Source organism: Streptomyces sp. MCA2, from assembly GCF_023544705.1.
In the GTDB taxonomy this organism is placed as follows: Bacteria; Actinomycetota; Actinomycetes; order Streptomycetales; family Streptomycetaceae; genus Streptomyces; species Streptomyces decoyicus.
Map to the genome: position 1 here is coordinate 57507 of NZ_JAMJFM010000022.1, position 20375 is coordinate 77881.

General features: G+C 72.6%; 15 protein-coding genes. 6 read left to right on the plus strand and 9 right to left on the minus strand.

Translation table 11 applies throughout. The annotated features are described in order from the left end of the window. Positions 1 to 22: 22 nt before the first annotated feature. A complete protein-coding gene (locus M8I34_RS19630; protein ID WP_250050731.1) occupies positions 23 to 874 on the minus strand; it encodes an oxidoreductase in 852 nt (283 codons plus the stop codon). Between the two features lie 208 nt (positions 875 to 1082). On the opposite strand from M8I34_RS19630, the gene M8I34_RS19635 reads away from it, so the two are divergent. Then, entirely contained in the window at positions 1083 to 2006 is a 924-nt protein-coding gene (locus tag M8I34_RS19635) for a helix-turn-helix transcriptional regulator (RefSeq protein ID WP_250050732.1), read from the plus strand. Between the two features lie 13 nt (positions 2007 to 2019). On the opposite strand, the gene M8I34_RS41935 is transcribed toward M8I34_RS19635, so the two are convergent. Both M8I34_RS41935 and M8I34_RS19645 read right to left on the minus strand, forming a co-directional pair. Then, the gene (locus M8I34_RS41935) at positions 2020 to 2178 is read right to left on the minus strand and encodes a hypothetical protein (protein WP_250050733.1); all 159 of its coding nucleotides are present in this window, start codon (positions 2176 to 2178) and stop codon (positions 2020 to 2022) included. Between the two features lie 236 nt (positions 2179 to 2414). After that, entirely contained in the window at positions 2415 to 2945 is a 531-nt protein-coding gene (locus tag M8I34_RS19645) for a hypothetical protein (protein WP_250050734.1), read from the minus strand. Between the two features lie 237 nt (positions 2946 to 3182). Here M8I34_RS19645 and M8I34_RS19650 point away from each other — a divergent pair, with 237 nt between their 5' ends. Beyond that, positions 3183 to 5966: a LuxR family transcriptional regulator gene (locus tag M8I34_RS19650; RefSeq protein ID WP_250050735.1), complete on the plus strand. Its 2784-nt coding sequence runs from the start codon at positions 3183 to 3185 to the stop codon at positions 5964 to 5966. 245 nt (positions 5967 to 6211) lie between these two features. On the opposite strand, the gene M8I34_RS19655 is transcribed toward M8I34_RS19650, so the two are convergent. Further along, on the minus strand, positions 6212 to 8842 hold the full coding sequence (locus M8I34_RS19655) for a helix-turn-helix transcriptional regulator (RefSeq protein ID WP_250050736.1): 2631 nt from the start codon (positions 8840 to 8842) through the stop codon (positions 6212 to 6214). A gap of 330 nt (positions 8843 to 9172) precedes the next feature. Between M8I34_RS19655 and M8I34_RS19660 the strand changes: the two genes are divergently transcribed. Then, positions 9173 to 9889 (plus strand): FCD domain-containing protein, encoded by a 717-nt coding sequence (locus M8I34_RS19660; protein ID WP_250050737.1) that lies wholly within the window; start codon positions 9173 to 9175, stop codon positions 9887 to 9889. Positions 9890 to 10025: 136 nt separating this feature from the next. Here M8I34_RS19660 and M8I34_RS19665 read toward each other — a convergent pair whose 3' ends face one another. The 3 genes from M8I34_RS19665 to M8I34_RS19675 all read right to left on the minus strand — a co-directional run bounded on the left by M8I34_RS19665 (position 10026) and on the right by M8I34_RS19675 (position 15624). Next, positions 10026 to 12656 (minus strand): LuxR family transcriptional regulator, encoded by a 2631-nt coding sequence (locus tag M8I34_RS19665; RefSeq protein ID WP_250050738.1) that lies wholly within the window; start codon positions 12654 to 12656, stop codon positions 10026 to 10028. Positions 12657 to 12914: 258 nt separating this feature from the next. Further along, complete coding sequence (locus tag M8I34_RS19670) at positions 12915 to 13973, minus strand: alcohol dehydrogenase catalytic domain-containing protein (RefSeq protein WP_250050739.1); 1059 nt, start codon at positions 13971 to 13973, stop codon at positions 12915 to 12917. Positions 13974 to 14295: 322 nt separating this feature from the next. Then, a complete protein-coding gene (locus tag M8I34_RS19675; RefSeq protein ID WP_250050740.1) occupies positions 14296 to 15624 on the minus strand; it encodes a DUF3103 family protein in 1329 nt (442 codons plus the stop codon). A gap of 490 nt (positions 15625 to 16114) precedes the next feature. Here M8I34_RS19675 and M8I34_RS19680 point away from each other — a divergent pair, with 490 nt between their 5' ends. Next, positions 16115 to 16918 carry a lysozyme gene (locus M8I34_RS19680; RefSeq protein WP_374210944.1) on the plus strand — a complete coding sequence of 268 codons (804 nt, stop codon included), beginning with the start codon at positions 16115 to 16117 and terminating at the stop codon, positions 16916 to 16918. Positions 16919 to 17041: 123 nt separating this feature from the next. On the opposite strand, the gene M8I34_RS19685 is transcribed toward M8I34_RS19680, so the two are convergent. Then, positions 17042 to 17833, minus strand: a complete 792-nt coding sequence (locus tag M8I34_RS19685) for an SDR family oxidoreductase (RefSeq protein WP_244416602.1) — start codon at positions 17831 to 17833, stop codon at positions 17042 to 17044. A 130-nt stretch (positions 17834 to 17963) separates the two neighbouring features. Between M8I34_RS19685 and M8I34_RS19690 the strand changes: the two genes are divergently transcribed. Together M8I34_RS19690 and M8I34_RS19695 are read left to right on the plus strand one after the other, a co-directional pair. Beyond that, complete coding sequence (locus tag M8I34_RS19690) at positions 17964 to 18536, plus strand: TetR/AcrR family transcriptional regulator (RefSeq protein ID WP_250050742.1); 573 nt, start codon at positions 17964 to 17966, stop codon at positions 18534 to 18536. 209 nt (positions 18537 to 18745) lie between these two features. Further along, the gene (locus tag M8I34_RS19695; protein WP_250050743.1) at positions 18746 to 19612 is read left to right on the plus strand and encodes a dienelactone hydrolase family protein; all 867 of its coding nucleotides are present in this window, start codon (positions 18746 to 18748) and stop codon (positions 19610 to 19612) included. 134 nt (positions 19613 to 19746) lie between these two features. On the opposite strand, the gene M8I34_RS19700 is transcribed toward M8I34_RS19695, so the two are convergent. Then, the gene (locus tag M8I34_RS19700) at positions 19747 to 20367 is read right to left on the minus strand and encodes a TetR/AcrR family transcriptional regulator (protein ID WP_250050776.1); all 621 of its coding nucleotides are present in this window, start codon (positions 20365 to 20367) and stop codon (positions 19747 to 19749) included. Positions 20368 to 20375 lie beyond the last annotated feature (8 nt).

Sequence of the window (20375 nt, forward strand, 5' to 3'; positions counted from 1 at the left end):
GGGAGCCCGGCAGTGAGTGACGTCAGGCGGACCGGCTGACGTCGTCGAAGTCGGTGGAGGCCGACAGCTCGGCCCATGCCAGCATGTCGCGCTCGAAGGCGTCGCGTCCGGCCTGGACGAGCTGAAGCGCGTCGGTGCCGAGCAGCAGGCGCGTCGGCGGCTGGTCGGCCGCCACGATGCGCAGCACCGCGGCCGCGGCCTTGTCCGGATCGCCCGGCTGGCGCCCGCTGCCGTGGATGCGCCGGGCGCGCAGCGGCTCGAACAGCTCGTCGTAGTCGGCGATCACACGGGGTGCGCGGATCATCGAGCGGCCCGACCAGTCGGTCCGGAAACTGCCCGGCTCGACGGCGGTGACATGGATGCCGAAATCTGCGACCTCCTTGCCGAGCGTTTCGAGGATGCCCTCCACCGCGAACTTGCTGCCGTGGTAGAAGCTGAGGCCGGGCATGGTGATCAGCCCGCCCATCGAGGTGACGGCGATGATGTGGCCTGAACGGCGCTCCCGCATGTGCGGCAGCACGGCCTTGATCACGGCCACGGTTCCGTAGACGTTCACCTCGAACTGACGGCGAAGGTCATCCATCGACGACTCCTCGAAGAGGCCGTCATGGCCGTACCCGGCGTTGGCGACGAGTACGTCGACCGGGCCCAGGTCGCGCTCGGTCTCGTCCACGACCGTGTCCACCGCGTCATGGTCGGTCACGTCCAGGATGCGGGCGTGCGTGTCGCCGGCGAGCGCCTCAAAGGCCCGTGCGTCGGCGGGCGTGCGCACCGTGCCCACCACCCGGTGGCCCGCGGCCGACGCCGCGCGCGCGAGTGCGCGGCCCAGGCCGGTGCTGACGCCGGTGATCAGGAATGTCTTGGTGTCCGGCACAGGAGTTCCTTACGTTGCGATGTGAACAGAAGCCGACCGGGGCGGTGTTGGGCCCCGGTCGCTCTCGACACGTTCCACTTCAGCACCGGAATCGGCTGCTGATCGGCTTCCGGGGAGCCTGCTTCGCCCCGGGGACAGCCGGACCGGGGGACTGCCAGTCCCCCTTTCGCGGGCCGTCGGGGCGCTCTCGGGCCCTATCGTGAACGGCATGGACCGCAACACAGCTCTCGGTGAGTTCCTCCGCTCCCGGCGGGCACGGATCACCCCGCGCCAGGCGGGCCTGTCCGACGACGGCGGCTCTCGGCGAGTGCCAGGACTGCGCCGCGAAGAGGTCGCGCAACTGGCGGGCGTGAGCGTCGACTACTACGTACGCCTGGAACGCGGACGCCGACTGAACGTCTCCGAGTCCGTGCTGGACGCCATCTCCCGCGCGCTACGCCTCGATCCCGTCGAACGCACCCATCTGTTCCAGCTCGCCAAGCCCGCCGCAGGCAGGCCCCGCCGCACGGCGACGCGTCCGCAGCCGGTCCGCCCGGGGCTGCGCGACCTGCTCCGGATCCTCGAGCACACCCCCGCCCTTGTGCTGGGGCGGCGACTGGACGTACTTGCGTCCAACCAGATGGCACGTGCGCTGCTCACCGACTTCGACGCGCTGCCGCCCCGCGAGCGGAACCTGGTGCGGTTCATGTTCTGCGACGAGACGGCCCGCTCGCTGTATGCCCACTGGGACACCCACGCGCAGGACATCGTCGCCTCGCTCCGGCGCGACGCCGGACGCCATCCCCACGATCCACTGCTGGCCGAACTCGTCGGCGAACTCTCGATCACTGATGAGGACTTCCGCCGCTGGTGGGCCGACCAGAACGTGTATCGGCACACGCATGGCAGCAAACACTTCCACCACCCGGTCGTCGGCCCGCTCACCCTCAATTACGAGTCCCTCACCCTGCCCGCCGACCCGGACCAGCGGCTGAGTGTCTACACCGCCGAGGCAGGCTCCAGCTCCGAAGAGGCGCTTCGGCTACTGGCCGCGTGGATACGGCAGCCCGAGACGTCGCACGGGCAGCACGCAGATCATGAGACGCCCGCCGGTCCGCGAGGAGCGGTCGGCCATGGTGGCCGCGTCCCATGAGCCGGGACGGGCGTTATGGAACCCCGGCGTCCAGCTCCACCCGCTGTCGCGCCGCCTGGATGTCGAGGTCGGCGTACGACGGCAGGACGGTGGGCACCCGGACCACCACGGGTGACGGAGCGAGGTGCACGACCACGGAGAACACGTCATGGAGCACCGTCGCGTCGGTCACCGTGAGCCCGGGACCGCGGCCCGCGGCGACGGCCGCGTCGAGCGCACGAGAGGTCGGGCGGCAAGCTGATCGGGTGTCATGGATCCGGGCATGCCGGCGATGGTGCCACGCCGGGCAGAACGGTACGACTGGTTTGACGCTCGCTCCGCCGCACTGAGCTACTGGCCCGGCGCGGTCCGAAAGTCACGCCCCGGCCCCCAGCTCGGGCGACCGACCTGTCACGATCCGCGCGTCGCCTAGCCGTCGGCATCCCGTTCGGCCAGCCTCTTGAGGGTCAGCAACTGCTTGCGCATCATGACGAGATCGCCCCAGGCGAGAAGTCTGCGGCGCAGCCTGTGGGCGAGTGACCCCTTGACCCCGGCAACGACCTTGACCACCAGACGGCAGCCGCCCTCGTGCGGGCGCAGGGTGTAGCTCACCGCCATCTGTCCGTGCCGCTCGGCGAGCCGGGGCGGGAGGACACCGGTGATGTGCCTGTCCGTGTCGAAGTCCGCGATCTCGAACACGAGGAACGGCTGTCCCGGGGCCAGATCCGGTAGTCCCTGGACGAGCTGCTGCGGGCTCTTGTGTCCGCGGAAGTCGATCCAGTCGTAGCTGTACGGGGCGATGGTCAGCTGCCGTAGCCAACGGAAGGTGAGGCCGGCCGGTGCCGACACGTCCACGGCCCGGATCCACCCCTCGGACGGGGCCTCCACAAGGTGATCACACGGATAGCGTGCTTCCTGCTCCGGGCCGGTGGCGCCCCAGACCCTCCCGGTCAAGTCCATGCCGCGACCCTATGCGAACGCTCTCGCCGCCGGTGCCCTACGAACGCCGCCGGCAACCGGGTAGGGCCCCGGCCCGGCCTGCGGCCGTGGGCGGGCGGCGTCGGCACCGTATGAGCAATGGCTGCTCATACGCCGACGGCCGGCAGGCATCATGCTGGGAGAGGGAGGGCCGGGGCCTGGCGTCCGTCGTCACGTCCGGGGGTCAGGGACAGCGGTACGACAGGGAGGGAGCATCGTGTGACGTCCGCCCGGTCATCTTCGGCACCGGACGGCCACGAGGTCGACGATCACGAGGCCGACTTCCACGAGGCCGACTTCCACGAGGCCAACGGCCACGGGGCCAACGGTCACGAGGGGGCGTCCACAGCGGGTGTCGGCCGGCGTCACCGGTGGCCGTTCGCGGGACGGTCCGAGGAGTTGGCCGCGTTCGAGACGTACCTCGGTGGCGGTACGGTGTCCGCCCTGCTGGTGCACGGTCCGGCCGGCGTGGGCAAGAGCCGGCTCGCGGAGGAGTGCCTGCGCCACGCGGAACGGCAGGGCTATCGCACCGAACGGGTGGTCGCCACCACGGCGGACGCCGCACTGCCGCTCGGCGCCCTCGGGCATCTGCTGCCGCCGGACGCGCCCGTGCACGACCCCGTCCTCACCTTCCATGCCGCGGCGAAGGCCTTCACCCCGCACGGCTCGGACGGGCGGTCCCGGCGCGGCGTGGTGCTGGTCGACGATCTCCCGCTGCTGGACAACGCCTCCGCGGTGCTGCTCGGTCACCTGGCCCGGACGGGCGCGGTCTTCCTGGTCGGCACGGTGCGTACCCCGGCACCGCCCTCGGACGTGGTGGAGTCCTTCGAGCACGAGGACAGCACCAGACGCATGGATCTCGGCGGGTTCGGCGAGGGGGAGGTCGCCGCTCTCGTCCGCGGCTTCCTCGGCGGGCCGGTGGAGCACGCCGCGTTGAGCACGCTGACCCAGGACTCGCGCGGCAATGCGCTGGTGCTGCGCGAACTGGTCGTCGGTGCCCTCGACTCGGGTGTCCTCGGGTGCGAGGACGGGCTGTGGCGGCTGACCGGACGGCCGGCCGGGACCCGCCGTCTGACCGGGATCGTCCGGAGCCGGCTGGAAAGCCGCAGCGGAAGCCAGCACCGGTTGCTCGAACGCCTCGCCCTGTGCGAGCCGTTGCCCCTGGACGCCCTTCAGTACGGGGCCGGCGACACCGACGACATCGAGACGCTGGAGGAGCAGGGACTGGTACGCGTCCGCATGGACGGACGACGCACCGTGTGCGTGCTGGACCACCCCCTGTACGGCCAGGTGCTGCGCCGCGGCATCCCCGCCGCGCGTCGCCGTGCCCTCTACCGGGAGCAGGCCGCTCACCTCACCGCACTGGGCGCCCGGCGGCGTGAGGACGCGTTGCGCCTGGCGTCCTGGCGCCTGGCGGCCGGGCTGCCGGTCGGCCTCGACACACTGCTTCCCGCGGCCCGGATGGCACGGCACGTATGCGACTACCCGACGGTCGTCGGTCTGCTCGCCACGGTCCCGGCGCGGGAGGCCACCTTGGAGGTCTGGCTGCTGCGTGGCGAGGCCCACCACCACACCGGCCGCTGGGCAGCCGCCGAGGAGTGCCTGCGCACCGCGGAACGCCTGGCGGAGCGGGACGAGGACCTGCTGACGGTCACCATGGAGCGCACCCAGAACCTGTACTGGGGACTCGGGGACACCGCCCGCACCCTGGAGGTCAACACCCGGGCCGCCGCCCGGCTGGACGAGAGCGGCAGGCGGGTGCTGCGGGTCAATGAGGCGGCTTACCTGCTGTACAGCGGACGGGTGCCCGATGCCCTGCGACTGCTCGCCGACGCGGAGAAGATCGCCGTCCCGCGGCTTCGGATGTGGGCACAGTTGCAGCGTTCCCTCGCGCTGTCCTATACGGGCCGCAGCGGCCAGGCCGTGGAGCTGGCGCGCGTGGTCCACGAGGAGTTGACCGCCGCCGAGAGCGAGGGTCGGCACGGCAGACCCTCCTCGCACGGCAGCGGGCCCGCGATCTACCGCGTCGCGGCGCTGACCGATGCCGGGCGCACACAGGAGGCGCGCGAGGTGGGCCGGGCCGCGTTCTCCCGGGCGGTCGGAGCCCGGGCGCCGGCACCGCAGATCTGGCTCGCCGCGCACCTGGGCCGCTGTGAACTGATCGCCGGGCACCTCGGGCCGGCCCACGACTGGTTCACCGAGGCGCTGAGTCTGGCGTGTGGCCAACAGGCGCGGCGGGCAACGGCCTTCGCGGGCGCCGGACTGGCCGTGGTGCTCGCCCAGACGGGCCGCGCCGACCGGGCGCGCACCGCGCTGGAGACGGCCTGGTGCCCGGAGGGGGAGCGCCAGCACGCCGCCCGGCTGATGCGGCAGCTCGCCACCGCTTGGCAGACGGCGGCGGACGGCGCGACCGAGGAGGCGCAACAGGTGCTCGCCGAAGCGGCCGGGCAGGCCCGTGCGGCGGGTATGTCCTCTTACGAGAGCTGGCTCCTGGCCGACGCCGCGCGGCTCGGCGCCGCCGTCGAGGTCGGCGGCAGACTGGCGGAACTGGCCGCGGACGGCGACAGCCCCCTCGCCGGCCTCAGGGCACGGTTCGCCGCGGCACTCGCCGTCGACGACCACCGGCGGCTGCGCGACGTGGCGCAGCGGTGCGAGGAACTGGGCGCGGACATGATGGGAGCCGAAGCCGCCACCGGGGCATCTGCCGCCGCCGAGCGGGCTGGTGACCCGCGGACCGCCGCGGCCGCCGCCGTACTGGCCCGTCGGCTGCTGGACCGCTGCGGCGCAGACCGTCTCACCGCTCCTCGGGTACGTGGTGCCGAGGTACGGCCGCTCACGGGGCGCGAGCAGCACGTCGCGCGGCTCGCGGCGGACGGACTGACCAGCCAGGAGATCGCGGCCCGTCTGGTGCTCTCGGTCCGTACCGTCGACAACCATCTTCAGCGGGCCTACGCCAAGCTCGGCGTCACCTCGCGCGGCGAACTCGCCCGCATGGTGAGGTAGTTGTAGTGACTGCGGTGGTTGTGGGGATTGTGGCAGTCACTGCGCCTGCCGGGCCGCTGCCCGTACCTCCCCTCCGGCGGCCGCCGAACGCCGCCCCGGGGCGCGACGACCAGGCTCCCGCAACGACGACCGGGCCCCGGGCTGCGACGACGGGGCTCCGGGCCCGGGCGTCCCGTCCCCCCACCGACCCACGGGCCCGTTACCTCCGGCCCGTTCGCACCGCCGCCCGCAGTTCACCTCGCGGTTCACCTCGCGACGGGCCTGACGACGGGCCCCACGACGCAACCATGGATCACCCCGCCCAGTGCCGCGCGGTCAGAGACCTCCAACTTGGTGTAGATCCGCTGTAGATGGTTGCCGACCGTGCGGGCCGCCAAGGTCAAGCGGGCGGCGATCTCCTTGCTGCTGAGGCCGCTCGCCGCCGCCAGTGCCACCTCCAGTTCGCGTGCGGTCAGCCGGGAGCGTACGGACGGCGGCACCAGCCCCGGGGTGCGGGCACTCGGGGCCGGTCCCATGAGCGTCAAGGCGCGCTCCCGGGCACCCTGCGCAAAGGCGTCGGCACCCGCGCGGAGGTACGCGGTGGCGGCCGCGTTCCAGGCCTCCGCCGCGAGGAGCGCCGCCCCCAGGGAAGCCAGACGTCCGGCGCACCGCTCCAGCAGGTCGGCCCGGCCGGCGGCCAGCGCGCGCACCAAGTCGGCGCGGGCGGCCACCAGGGCGCTGTCGGACCCGGCAGCCAGTGCCCGCAGCGGCTGCTCGGCCTGCGCCGCCGCGCCCAGCCGTGCCGCGTCGCACAACAGGTGCGACTGCGCGGTCAGCAGACCGCGCCGGCCGGCCGCCCCGGCGGCCTCCAGCGCCAGCCCGCGGGCCCGCCCCAACTGCCCGGCCGCCGCCGCCATCCAGGCGCTGACCAGCGCCGCCTCCGGACGCCACCAGCGGCCGGGCCGCAGGGACCCGGCCTCCTCCCACCACTGCTCGGCGCGCTCGGCGTCGCCGCCCACCGCCGCGGTCAGTGCCTGCCCGCACAGCCCCGCCCACTCCCCGGAACGCAGTCCCACCTCACGGGCGTGCGCCAGCATGCTGCCGTACCAGACGCGCGACTCGGGCAACCGGCCGCGCAGGTAGCAGATCCAGCCCAGGTACTCCGCCAGCCACGTCTGGGCGCTGCCGGCGTGTGAGTCCATCGCCAGGTCGTACCCCTGCCGCGCCAGATCCTCGGCCGCCGCCAGTGACCCGGACTCGGCCAGCGCGCGGGCTTCGGCGCCCACCAGCAGCGCCGGATGCGCCATGGCGTCCACGGCGGTGCACGGCCGGCGGCCGGCCCGCGACAGCCGGGCGGCCCGTACCGCCTCGCCGGTGCGGCCCGATTCGGTCAGGCAGTACACGCGTGGCACCGCCGCTATCACGTCGGCCCGTGAGCCCGGTTCCGGCGCGACCGTCCGCCAGGTCTGTTCCGCCCGCCGCACATCCCCCACCAGGCTCCACAGCGCGGTCTCGTTCGCCCCCAGTACCGCCTCGTCCGGGTGGCCGGCGAACGCGCGCCGGGCCGCCGCATTGACCGTGAACGCCTCGTCCACCCGCAGCAGACCGAACGCCAGGCTCTGAGCATGCAGCACCACGGCCGCCAAGCGCTCGTCGTCCCGGGTGGACTCGCGCAGCGCCCGCCGCACCGCCCGTTCCGCCTCCCGCGGGTGCCCGTGTTCGTACAGCTCCTCGGCGAGCAGCAGCAGCGAACGGGGACGGGGACGGATCCGCGCCAACTGCCGTGCCAGCCGCAGCGCGAGGGCGTGGTCGTGGGTCCGGCGGGCCAGCACGAGGGCGTGCTCCAGCTCGTCCGGGCCGACGCCGTCGGCCGCGTCGAGTCGCCAGCGCACCGACCTCAGCAGCCCGGCAGGGCCGGTGTCCCGATCCCGCGACCGGGCGGTCTGGTCCCGCAGGATCCGGCGGGTCCGCTGCACCGGCAGGGCCGCGCGCAGCACGTCCCCGTACAGCGGCCCGGCGAGTTCGGCGCAGGTGTACGGCCCCTCCTCGACGAGACGTACCCAGCCGTCGTCCGCCAGGAGGTCCGCGGAGGCCCGGTGCGGCGGGTCCAGGGGGAGGCGCCCGCACACCGCCAACCGTTCGAGGAGGCCGAGGTGTTGCGGGTCGAGGTGCCGCAGCCGGGTCTCGATCAGTGCCCGCAGCCGCGGGGTCGCCGAGAGCGGGCCCACCAGGCGCCACAGGCCGCCCTCCGCCACCAGCGTCCGGTGCCGCACCGCGCCGTCCACCAGTTCCCGCAGGTCCCGCGGCCGTCCGCCGCTGGCCCGGTGCAGCATGCGCACCGCTCTGCGCTCGACGGCCCCGCCCAGCACCCGTTCGACCAGATCGGTCACCACCGCCTGGGGCAGGGGCCGCAGATGGACGCGGTGCAGCGCAGGGTCCGGCCATACGGGAGGGTGCGTGGCGTCGGTGGTGGCGACCAGGGCCACCCGGCCGGTGCGCAGCCAGGAGGCGAGCAGCCCGGCTGACGCCCCGTCCAGGTGGTGGGCATCGTCCAGGAGCAGCACGGGCCGCCGCCCCGAGGCCGGTCCGGTGTCGCGCAGCGTGGGCGGGGCTCCGCCGGAGCCGGGCCGCAGCAGGTGGGCCAGGGCGCCGAAGGGCACCGAGCGGGCCGTGGGTGTGGCCGTGACGCGCAACTCCGGATGACCTCGGCGGCGGGCCAACTGCGCGCACTCGTACGCCAGTCTGCTGCGGCCGGTGCCGCACGCTCCGGCCACCAGCACACCGTTGCTGCGTGGGTCGCACAGCGCGCGGGCCGCCTCGTCCAGCTCCGCGTCGCGGCCGAGCAGGGGCCAGGGGCGCTCGGGCCGGGACCGGCCGGCCGGACTCGTGGTCTTCATCGGGGTGCTTCCTGCACGTCTTGAGGCGCTTCCTGCACGTCGGCGGTGCCGTGACGCCGTACGGCGACCAGCCGGTGACACCCTGCGGCTCGCCGTCACCGAATCGCCGTCACCGAAAGAGGACCAGTGGCTGAGCCAATGGACCGGACGGACGTAGCGTCACCCACCTGCCCGCCGTCCGTCAACGCGTCTGCACGGCCGGGGCGGACGACGCGGGGACGACGCGGCCACCTGACGGGCCCGGGAGGCGGCCTTGTACGGTGGTGCGCGCACGGCACGGGCGGACGGCCGCTCGGGCGGCGCTAGTGGGGGAGAGTGGTGAGGGCGCCGGTGGAGGAACCGATCACCCGTGACACGACGGTCGACGCCTTGGAGCGTCGGCTGCGCGACGCGATCATCGATGGGCGGCACCCGGTGGGCGCACTGCTGCCGCCCGAGCGGGAACTCGCCGCTTCCTACGGGGTCAACCGCACCACCCTCAAGCACGCGTTCGTCCGCCTGATGCAGTCCGGGCTGGTCGAGACCCGGCACGGCGTCGGTACCCGGGTGCGGGACTTCTGGCGGCTGGGCACGGCCGAGCTGCTGCCGGTCCTGGTGCTGCGCGACGACGCCTGGCTGGGCGAGATCTTCGAAGTGCGCCGCCAAGTGGGCGCATTGATCGGGGCCCTGGCCGCGCGTCGGGCCGGCCCGACGGACGTCGCGGCGCTGCGGCAGCAGGTCACCGCGGTGCGCACGGGCAGCGACAGCGACCAAGTGCAGCTCGCCGACGCCGAGTTCCACCGCACCCTGGCCCGCGCCACCGGCAACCGCGTCTATCTGCTCATGACGAACACCCTGCTCGGCGGCTATCTTCCGGTGCGACAGGCGCTCGCCCAGCCGTTCCAGGACGCCGCAGCCGCCGCGGACCGCCTCCATCCGGTGGCGGAGGCCGTGGCCGCGGGGGACGAGGACGCCGCCCGCGGGGCCGTCGAGGCCTACATGACGGACACCGAAGCGCTCATGCGTGCCCAGGGGGACAAGCCGCCGGCGCGACGCCGCCGCCGCTGAGACCACGCCCGGCAGCGGGCGGGTCCGCCCCGCCCGCCACCCGTACGCCCGACGCCGCCGCCCGGCTCGTCACCCGTACATCCGACGCCCCGCCCGGCCCGTCATGGGCAGGACGGAGCACCGGGGCCGTGTGGCCTCATACGCCGCTGCGCCGTGTCATCAGCGTCCGTAGATCCCGGCGGTTCGCGGCACCCACCTTCCGGTAGACCCGGTACAGATGGTTGTTGACGGTGCGCACCGACAGGCTCAGCCGCTCGGCCACCTCCTTGTCCGACAGACCGCCCGCCGCGAGGCCGGCGATCAGCCTCTCCCGGTCCGACAGGAGCGCGGAGTGACCGAGGAAGCGCAGGGGCGGGGTGTCCACCGGGCCGCAGCCGCGCAGCAGTTCCCGGGCCCTGGCCGTGGCGGCGGTGGCCGCCTTGGTGCCCCCGGCACGCTGGTGGAAGCGCGCGAGTTCGGCGTACGCCTCGGCCGCAAACAGGCCGGCCCCCATGTCCGCGAAGGCGCGCGCCACCCGCCCCATGAGCTTGGGCTCGCCCGACCGGTACGCCTCCGCGTACGCCCACCGTGCCCGCAGGAACGCGCCCTCGAGATGCAGATCGGCGGGCGCCCGCTCCGGGACCGGCAGGGACAGCCGGGCACACTCGTGCAGCCCGATGGCGGCGTCGGCGTGCGCCCCGTCCGCCAGCGCCCCCGCCACCGCGTCGTGCAGCACCCGCTCGGCCACGCCGGTGTCACCCCTCTCGTGGTGGCGCCGGGCCTGCACCACCGCAAGGAACATCGCGCAGTGTCCGGCATCCCCTGCCGTCAGCCCGTCGGGCAGCGGGTCGTCCGGCCGCCGGTCCGCCGGCAGGCAGCTGACCGCGAGCGCCGCGTGGATACCGGCCTTGACCTGCCACTGCCGCCACCCCACGCGGTAACTGGAGGTGAACGTGAAGTACTTCAGTGCGGCCTCGACGGTGCCCCGGTCGTGCAGCAGATGCCCCAGGGCCAGACCACGCTGCGCGTCGACGCGGACGTGGTGGCCCTGCACGGCCTGGGCGTACTCCCGCCAGTGGATCCGCTCCGCCTCGTCGAAGCGGCCGCAGTAGTGGAGCGCGGAGGCGTGCAGTTCCTCCAGGGAGTCGGCATGGAACTTCGTGGGCCCTCCCGGTGCGCGGTCCAACTCGGCGCGGAGCGTGGCGTACAGGGCCAGCGCCTGCTCGGGCCGGCCCATGTGGCACAGCGAGCCCATCATGATCAGGCCCGCTTCCAGCGCGTGTTCCGCCGGTCCGTTCCGGCGCAGGGCCCCCGCCAGCGCGCAGGCGTCGCCGAAGCCGCCCTGGAAATACCGGGAGGTCATCCGGAAGTACGCCTGTTCGCCGGCCGGCAGCCGTGGCAGTAACCGGTCCAGCTCCTCGTACCGTGCCTGGAGCAGCATGCTGTGTGCCTCGGCCCGCTCCAGTGCACGGGCGTACCTGGGACCGCAGGCGCGCACCGTGGTGATGAACGCTGCCAGCCGGGGGAAGTCGGCACTGGCGGTGAGCGCCCGTGCGTGCAGTTCGGCGGTGTCCGTGCCGGGGTAGTGGCGCCACGCCGCCCGGGTCAGCCGTACGGCGCTCGGCAGCGCCGGGTCGCGCAGGCTCTGCTCGATCGCCCGGTCCAGCAGGGCCCGTGGCGGCGTCTCGTGGGCCTCCAGGTGCCACTCGGCCAGGCGCAGGCAGCCGTCGTCGGCCATCAGCGCGGTCAGCCCCTGGTGGGCAGTGATCCAGTCCCGCAGCCGGCGACGGCGTCGCAGCGGCGGCACGCCGCACGACATCGCGTACGACGCGAGCGGGTGGGCGATGCGCACCCGTGGTGCACCGGACGGGTCGGCGCTGCCGTCGACGACGCGCAGCAGGTTCCGGCGCTCCAGCTCCTCCAGTTGTCCGGTGTCACAGAACTGCTCGACGGATGCCAGCCGCGGACTGCCGGCCAGCGCCACCAGCTCCAGCACCGCACGGCCCGCCTCGTCGAGGTCGCGCAACTGCGGCTCGACCAGCTCCAGCACGGAGGGCGGCACCGGAAGCCGGTCACCGGCGAAGTGCCAGCAGCCCTCCGACCGGACCAGGAGACCCTGTTCGACGGCCGCACGGGCCACCTCCCGCAGCAGACGGGGGCTGCCGCCGCACCACTGGGCCAGCCGGGCCGCACTGGTCTGCCCGAGCCCCCCTTCGAGCAACGAGTCCGTCAGTTCCTTGACGCCGGTGGCGTCCAGCGGCTGGAGGTCCATGCGCACCAGCGCCCGGTCGCTCCACAACGCCAGGAGTTCCGGCGGCAGTCCGTGTCCGTCGGTGGTCACCGACACCAACAGTTTCCCCGTCGGATGCCGGGCGGCCTCGTGCAGCAGCGGCCACAGTTCCGGCCCCAGCAGCTGCGCGTCGTCGACGCTCAGCAGCCAGGCGTCCGCCGGGTCACGCTCCGCAAGACGTGTGAGCTCGGCCAGTGTCCGGGCCGTGGCGGGGGAGCGGTGGGGGTCCGTGCCGTGCCCTGATACGGCGGCTTCGGCGTGCGGGTGCAGGCTGATCAGGCGCCGGCGGGGCGCGAGAGCCGGGGCCTCGTCCAGCAGGCGGGTCTTGCCGATGCCGGACGGTCCGGCGATCAGAACACCGCGCGGGCCCCGCCGGGACAGCAACACCCGGCGGATCCGCTCCAGTTCGCCGACCCGTCCGACGAAGGGGGAGCAGGTGGCGAGGACCGGCTGATGATCCGCCGCCGGCGGGAACGGGGAGAGCTGCATGGGTTCCATCGATTCCTGTGCGGGCGGCGGAAGGTGATCATCGGTCCCGGCCAGTCTCGGTGGCCGGTTCGCCACCGACCAGGGGAGCCATTACTCAACTCGGTGCGCATACGCGCCGAGCTTCGCCGACCGTCGCCGATCGCAGCCCGAGCGCCCGTAGCAGGACCGTCCGCGGCCCGACCGTCCGCGGCCGCGGCCCCGCACTCCCACCTAGGCATCCAGCACCCAGGCACCCAGGCATCCACGCACCCAGACCCTCGGTCCGCATCAGCCGAAGTGGATGAGCGGTTTGATGATGCCGTCCTCCTTGAACTCCATCATCCGGAACGCCTTGACGATGTCGTCGAACCCGAACTCGTGCGTGGTCATCGGGGTGGGGTCGACCTTGCCGGTGCGCATCAGCCGGAAGATCCGGTTGAGCCAGTCGCGGCCGCCCCGATTCAGCCCCGCGTAGACCTGCTTGTCCGACATCCCGTAGCCGAAGGGCTCCAGTGGGATCTCCAGCGGCTCGGGGTCCTCGCCGTGGTAGCCGACGTTCGAGATGCGCCCTCCGGGCTTGGTCACCCGGAAGGTGGCCTCCCATGTCCGACGCGAGCCGAGCGCTTCGATGGCGGCGTCGACCCCCTGACCGTCCGTCAACTCGATGATCCGCGCGACGGGATCGCCTCGCGTGTGGTCGACGATCACATCCGCACCGAAGTGACGTGCCAGTTCCTGCCGCGGGGGGAGCGACTCCACCGCGATGATCAGCCCGGCCCCGCGCAGCCGGCAGCCGATCGTCGCCGACAGGCCCACCGCGCCCTGTGCGAAGACGGCCACCGTCTCGCCGAAGTCGAGCCCGGCGTGCTCGGCGGCGACGAATCCGGTCGACAGCATGTCCGTGGCGTACAGCGCCTGGTGATCGGAGAGATCGTCCGGGATCGGCGCGAGGTTGGCGCGGGCGTGGCCGACGAGGAAGTACTCCGCCATGTTCCCGTCCCCCCGGGTGGTGAACCTGGCGGCACCCAGGATCACACCGCCGCACTGCGACGTGAAGCCGCGCTGGCATGTCTCGCACTCGAAGCACGGCGTCACCCCGCTCACCGCCACCCGCTGCCCGACGTCCAGCCCGTCGACCGCCTCTCCCAGCGCGTGCACCACACCGACCGCCTCGTGCCCCAGCGTGACGTCGGGCGCGACGGTCATGGCGCCCCTCTTCGTGTGCACATCGGTGGTGCACACCATCGCGGCCGTCGTCCGCACCACCGCATCGTTCGGCCCCGGCTCCGGGACCGCCTTCTCCATGATCCCGACCTCACCGTTCCCCCGCAGCACGAAGGCTCGCATCGACTTCCGCCCTTGCGTCCCGTGTCCAGCAGTATCCGGTCAGCTACTTTGAGGGGAGCAGGGGAGTCGAGGAACTATCTCCCATTAACTCCCTTTTAAGCGAGATTACTCTCCACGGGAGCTTCTGTAAGCCGGGGCTCTTCCGGCGGCGGTGCGAGGGTGGCCGCCGCACGGGCACTCCGCGTCGGCCGCGGCCGCGACCGCGACTACGCGCGGAAGGCCCGCCGTGTGAACGGCGGGCCTTCCTTGGGCACCGGCGGGCCTTCCCCGGGCGGTGGGCCCCGGGAACCGGCCGGGCCCCAGGAACCGGCCGGCCCCTGGATCAGGTCTTCGGGATGAAGGCGTTGCTCAGCCCGATGGAGAGGTTGCTCCCCCCAGAAGCGCCGAAGTACGTCAGGCCGGGGGCACCGGCGTTCTGCGCCTTGGCGATGGCGTCATGGCTGACCGAGTACACCTGGTCCAGCTCGTCGGTGTCATCGGTCCACCACTTGTCCGGAATGGCGTCCATGATGGTGTTGGCGAGCGGGATGCCGGTCGTGCCGTAGCCGGTGACCGTCAGCAGCGCGTCGACGATCGCCTTGGTGAGGTCCTTGTAGTTGGTGCCGTCGTCCTCCTCGAGGAACACCAGATCGGCGGAGTCGTAGCCGAAGTGCCCCCAGTCGATCAGGTTCTGGTTCGGGTGGTAGTCGACGCCCGTCCAGTCGAGGTAGGGCAACTGGAGGGCCGGCTCGGCGAACGCCTTGTCGTTCTTGTCCCAGCCGCTGACGACCGCGAAGGACTCGGCACCGCCCTTCCAGAACGGCTCCTCGTTGCTCTTGTGCAGTTGGACGTTGTTGATGCGGGTGACGTTCTTGCCCTGCGCTGCGCCGGCCGTGCCGATGGTGCTGCTTCCGGAGGCGGTGCCGTGTCCGGACGTGGTGCCGTTTCCCGGCGCGGTGCCGGTTCCGGATGTGCGTGCCGCCGACGCCTGCCGGCCGTCCGGCCCGGGGATCGGCGCGGTACGTGAGGCGGCGCGGGCCGCGGCCGAGGTCTTCGGCTTCAGGGTGGAGAGGTCCCCGCCGGAGGCGGTGCCCGCCCGCGGCCAGGCGGCCTTGAAGCCGTCGCTCATCACCTTCGTACCGGCCGCCACGATCCGGTCGCCGTCGATGCCCACGATCAGCACCGGGACGTCCGCGGGCGCCGTGGCGCCGAGCTTCACCTCGGTGCCGTCGGGCCGGTAGGCGGTCAGCGAGGTGGCCTGCCGGTCGGAGGGCTCCGCGGCGATCAACGGCTGTACGCCCTCGGCCAGTGCGGCCCGCGCCTGCGGATTGGCGAGCCGCACCTGAAGGACGTTGCCCGTCGAGACGGGCAGTCCCTTGGCTGTGAGGATCGCGCTGTTGGACGACTCCACCGACGCACGGAAGCCACTGGCCGCCGAGCGGATCGGCAGCCGGTCCAGACTCACCTCGCTCGCCGAGGTCAGCGTGCCGGCCATGACGTCCTTGACCTGGCCGGTGGCGTACGCCTCCCGCAGACTCCGCGCCGCCGCCTGCTTCGCGTGCTGCACGGCGTCCGCCCGTGTGGGCTGCGCCCCGGACGGCGCGGTACGTGCCTCCGGCTGCGCCCACGCCCCCGCGGCGCCGCTCACCAGGCACACGGACGACGCGGCCACTGCCACCGCCGTCCTTATCAGTCCAGACCGGTACATGGTTTTCTCTCCATTGCTCGCGGCGGCGCGTTCGGATGCCGCGCCCGCCTCGGTCCACGTTCCGGCGCGGCAGCGGGACGTCGCCGCCTTGTGGGCGGCACCGCCCCGGACGCATTCCGCGTGCCGCGCCGAGGACCCATTAAGGCCATCCGCGGGCCACCTGTCGTGGGTATCCGCTACTCAACTGAGGTCAACTGCACGTGGCGGCAAGGGAATCAGCCCAGCTCAGGAGCACCCCGCGACCGGAGCCGCGCATGATCGCCTCACGGGTCCGGTGAACCGCGCAGCACACCACCTATGTTCGCTCCTGCTTCACGCGCCCTGGACGCAACGCCCCTGGACGCAACGCCACTGACCGCAACGCCCTTGGCCGCAACGGAACTTCGCCTCCCACGGGCGCTACCCCACACTCCGGTCCCTCCCCGGACCACACCACCGAAAGGCACCCCCCCACATGCCCCTGTCCCCGCTCCGGCGTCCTCCTCGTGCCCTGCGCACGGCCGTGCGCACGGCCCTGCTCACCACTCTCGCCGCCGTCACCGTCACGGCGACGCTCCTCACCGCTCCGCCGCCCGCCCACGCCGCGGCATCCGTCCACGGCACCGGATCCGCGACCGGGGCCGCGGCCGAACAGGTCCCCGGGATGGACGTGAGCCGCTACCAGGGCACCGTCGACTGGCAGGGCGCATGGGCCAACGGTGCCCGCTGGGCCTACGTCAAGGCCACCGAAGGGACGACGTTCCAGAGCCCGACCTTCCCGGAGCAGTTCCAGGGCGCCGGCGACGCAGGCCTGATCCGGGGCGCCTACCACTTCGCGCGCCCGGACCTCTCCGGCGCGACAGAGCAGGCCACGCACTTCGTCGACCACGGCGGGAACTGGACGGCGGACGGCAGGACGCTGCCGCCCGCGCTCGACCTCGAGCACAACCCGTACGGCCCGGACGCCTGTTACGGCCGCGGGCCATCCGACATGGTGTCCTGGATCAGGGAGTTCAGTGACGCGGTGAAGGCGCGCACCGGACGCGCTCCCGCCCTCTACACCACCAGCGACTGGTGGACCCGCTGCACCGGAGCCGACACCGGTTTCGGTGGCACCAACCCACTCTGGGTCGCCCGGTACGCCACGTCTCCCGGCACTCTGCCGGCCGGCTGGTCCGCTCACACCTTCTGGCAGTACGCCGACTCCGGTACGTTCCCCGGCGACCAGAACTGGTTCAACGGCTCCTACGACGAGCTGAAGGCATTCGCCCGGGGGTGACGGACTCCCCTGTGCGGTCGCCGCGGTGCCCCTGCCGGCCGGCGGCGCCGAACAGGGGCTGCGGCGGCTGACCGTCGGGCCGCTGTGGCGCGACGGTCAGCCGTGGCGGGTCAGTCGTGGGGGTCAGCGCTGGTGGCGCTGGGCCTCGGCGACCTGCTGGACGAGGGAGGCGGGAGAAGCCCTGCGCTGGGCAGCGGCCGCCAGGGAGGGGAAGAGCCCACCGATGGCGCTGCCCAGGCGTAGTTCGAGCGGTGCGATGTTGACTTCGGCACGGTCGCGTTCGATCGCGCGCACGGTGCCGGCCGCGACCTGTTCCGGGCTGACGGTACGTATGCCGGCAGGTGGCGCGGCGCCGGTGTCGGCGAACATCCCGGCCTCACGGACGAAGCCCGGCTGCACGATGGACACTCCTACGCCCGTGCCGTACAGATCCTGGCGCAGGCCATGGGTGAAGCCGCGCAGGCCGAACTTCGCGGCGCTGTAGAGCGAGGTGCCGGGGGAGGACGTCCGCCCCGAGAGCGAGCCGATCATGACCAGGTGGCCGCGGCCGGCAGCGACCATGTGCGGGGCCAGGAGCCGGGACAGCAGGAGCGGTGCGCGCAGGTTCACGTCCAGCGAGCGGTCGAGCTGCCGGGGCGTGTAGTCGAGCAGGTTGCCACTGGAAGGCAGGGCGGCGTTGGCGACCAGGATGTCCACCGGCCCGGCTCGTTCGGCGAGATCCTCGACCGCCTCGCGGTCGCTGAGATCCGCGACCAGTGCACGGGCCCCCAAGGACGTTTCGAGTTGCTGGAGTACGTCGGCGCGTCGGCCGGTGACCACCAGGCGGGCACCCTTGGCCGCGAGCTTCCGGGCCAGCGCCATGCCGATGCCTCCGCTGGCACCGGTCAGCAGAACGGTCGATCCCTTGATGTTCAACAAGTCGTCCTCCGCTACTGTTCGTTCGAACGAACAGTAGCGGAGGACGGCGGAATCCGCGACGCCCGGGAGCAACCCTTGGCGACACCGAGGTGGATGACGCCCTGACCGGCCATGGCACGATGACGCCATGCCGAACACCTCCCAGGTCCGCGCACGCATCATCGCGGCCACGCTACGGATCATCGGCGACGACGGGATCGCCGCGGTCACCAACCGTCGCATCGCCAAGGAGGCCGGCGTCTCCCTCGGCTCGGTCACGTACCACTTCGCAACTCAACACGACCTGCTGCGCGAGAGCTTGCGTTCCTTTGTCGACCAGGAGACCTGTCGCTTCACCGACCTGGCCGCCCGCTACTGCACGGACCGCACCACCACCCCGGAGCAGGCCACCACCCTGATCGGTGAGGTCGCCGCCGACACGGCCTTCGACAGCGAACACATCGCACCCTTCGAGCTCTACATCCAAGCCGGCCGAGACCCCCAGCTACGTGCTGCCGCGGCGGAATGCTTCGCCGCCTACGACCGTTTGGCCGCCTCCCTCCTGGGCGCGATCGGCACCCCCGACGCCGAACGCCGGGCCGGCCCCACCGTCGCCCTCATCATCGGCCTGCAACTGCGCCGCCTGGCCACCGGCACCAGTACCGACGACCTCGTCGATGCGCTGCTCCTGCTCGCGGGCGTTCCGCCACAGGCAACTTGAGCGGGGCCCGCGACGCGGGCGCGAAAGGAGCGGCCGAGCCGGGCAGTGGTTCCCGCTGCACCACAAGTGCCATGCCGACTACGACCACCGAAGGCAACCGCTGGGTAGTCTCGCGCTGAACCGCACCGGCGGGGGCGGGCGAGATGTCCCGGCCGGAGAGCGGCACCCGGCCCACCCCGAGCAGCGACCGACCAGGACGGTGGTAATCCATGCCCGACCACGACTTGACCGGCTTCGACCGTGGCACGTTCACCCACGACGGCAGCACCCGCCGGATTCTGCGGCGTGGCACGGGGCCCGCGGTCATCGTGATGGCGGAAATACCGGGCATCACGCCCAAGGTGCTTCAGTTCGCGGAACGGGTGGCCGCCATCGGCTGCACCGCCGTGCTCCCGGTGCTCTTCGGTACGCCCGGCCGCAACGCCGACCCCGCGGACGGCGGCGTGCTGAAGTCCGGTCTCTACACGGCCTCATCGATGGGGAAGGTCTGTGTGAGCCGGGAGTTCACCGTGCTGGCCACCGGGAAATCCTCACGTGTGGTGACCTGGCTGCGGGCCCTGGCCGCGCAGGAGCACCAGCGCTGCGGCGGGCCCGGCGTCGGGGCCGTCGGCATGTGTCTCACCGGCGGCTTCGCCCTGGCCATGGCCGCCGATGAGCGGCTTCTCGCCCCCGTCCTGTCCCAGCCGTCCCTGCCACTGGCCCTCACCAAGAGCCGGGCCGGCGGGATCGATATCTCCGCCGAAGACCTCGCCGCCGTCCGGGGCCGCTGCGAGCGTGACGGGCTTCAGGTCATGGGACTGCGGTTCCGTGGGGACCGGCTGGTACCGGGCGACCGGTTCGCCTTTCTGCGCCGCGAACTCGGCGCTGCGTTCACCGCCGTCGAACTGGACGACTCCACCGCGAACCCCCATGCCGCGCTGCCGCCGCACTCCGTACTGACCGAGCACCTCATCGACGAACCCGGCCAGCCGACCCGCGCGGCCCTGGACGAGGTGCTCGACCTCTTCCGTACGCGCTTGCTCGAGCAGCACCACGACACTTCTGACGCGACGCCGGCCGCTGGGGGAGGGGCGTGACCCGAGCGGCTCCATCGCTGCCCCACTTCGGCACTGCCTCCTCGGGCCCCTTTGCCGGGCTTGCCTTCAGGTGCCCAGGTGCCCAGGTGCCCGGGCGTCCCGTCATCCGTCTCGCACATGATCCACGGTGGTCCTCAGGGCCCGGTGTTCTCCAGGTGGTCGTGGGGAGTGGTGACAGGGGCCGTGAGCAGCCCGACGATCGCGTCGGTGAGTGCGTCGGCGGTGCGCTCCCATGAGGAGTGCAGCGGCGCGCCGCCCTCCGCCAGGGCGCGTTCGCGCTCCGCGCAGGTGTGGATGATCAGATGACGGGCCATGTCCCCGCGTTCGGCCCGCACTTGGGCGGACAGTGTGTGGAGACAGCGGCCCAGACCGTCGAGGGTCTGCCGCAGATGCGTCCGGACCAGGGCCTCGTCGGTGACGATCGCGCGCATCAGCGGGTCGGTCATGACCTGGACGGCGAAGCGGGCATGCCAGGAGGGGATGCCGAGCGAGCCCAGATGCACCGGTACCGGGCGCACCAGCGCGCCGACCCAGTCCCGGACATCGTGGCTCTCGCCGATCTCGTCGACGTACCGCTGCCGGATCCGGTCGACGGCCTCGCCGTGCTTGACCATGATGGCGCGTACCAGGCCGGGCTTGCCGCCGAAGTGATAACTGACGGCGGTGACGTTGCCCTGCCCCGCCGCCTCGCCGATCTGACGGCTCGACACGGCGGACAGTCCGTGCTCGGCGAAGAGCCGCTCCGCGGACGACATGATCGCCT

Excerpts from the sequence above, each read along its gene's own strand:
- M8I34_RS19690 (WP_250050742.1), top strand. The coding sequence starts at position 17,964 with ATGCCGAACACCTCCCAGGTCCGCGCACGCATCATCGCGGCCACGCTA.
- M8I34_RS19670 (WP_250050739.1), bottom strand. The coding sequence starts at position 13,973 with ATGCGAGCCTTCGTGCTGCGGGGGAACGGTGAGGTCGGGATCATGGAG.
- M8I34_RS19700 (WP_250050776.1), bottom strand. The coding sequence starts at position 20,367 with ATGTCGTCCGCGGAGCGGCTCTTCGCCGAGCACGGACTGTCCGCCGTG.
- M8I34_RS19635 (WP_250050732.1), top strand. The coding sequence starts at position 1,083 with ATGGACCGCAACACAGCTCTCGGTGAGTTCCTCCGCTCCCGGCGGGCA.
- M8I34_RS19645 (WP_250050734.1), bottom strand. The coding sequence starts at position 2,945 with ATGGACTTGACCGGGAGGGTCTGGGGCGCCACCGGCCCGGAGCAGGAA.
- M8I34_RS19695 (WP_250050743.1), top strand. The coding sequence starts at position 18,746 with ATGCCCGACCACGACTTGACCGGCTTCGACCGTGGCACGTTCACCCAC.
- M8I34_RS19655 (WP_250050736.1), bottom strand. The coding sequence starts at position 8,842 with ATGAAGACCACGAGTCCGGCCGGCCGGTCCCGGCCCGAGCGCCCCTGG.
- M8I34_RS19680 (WP_374210944.1), top strand. The coding sequence starts at position 16,115 with ATGCCCCTGTCCCCGCTCCGGCGTCCTCCTCGTGCCCTGCGCACGGCC.
- M8I34_RS19665 (WP_250050738.1), bottom strand. The coding sequence starts at position 12,656 with ATGGAACCCATGCAGCTCTCCCCGTTCCCGCCGGCGGCGGATCATCAG.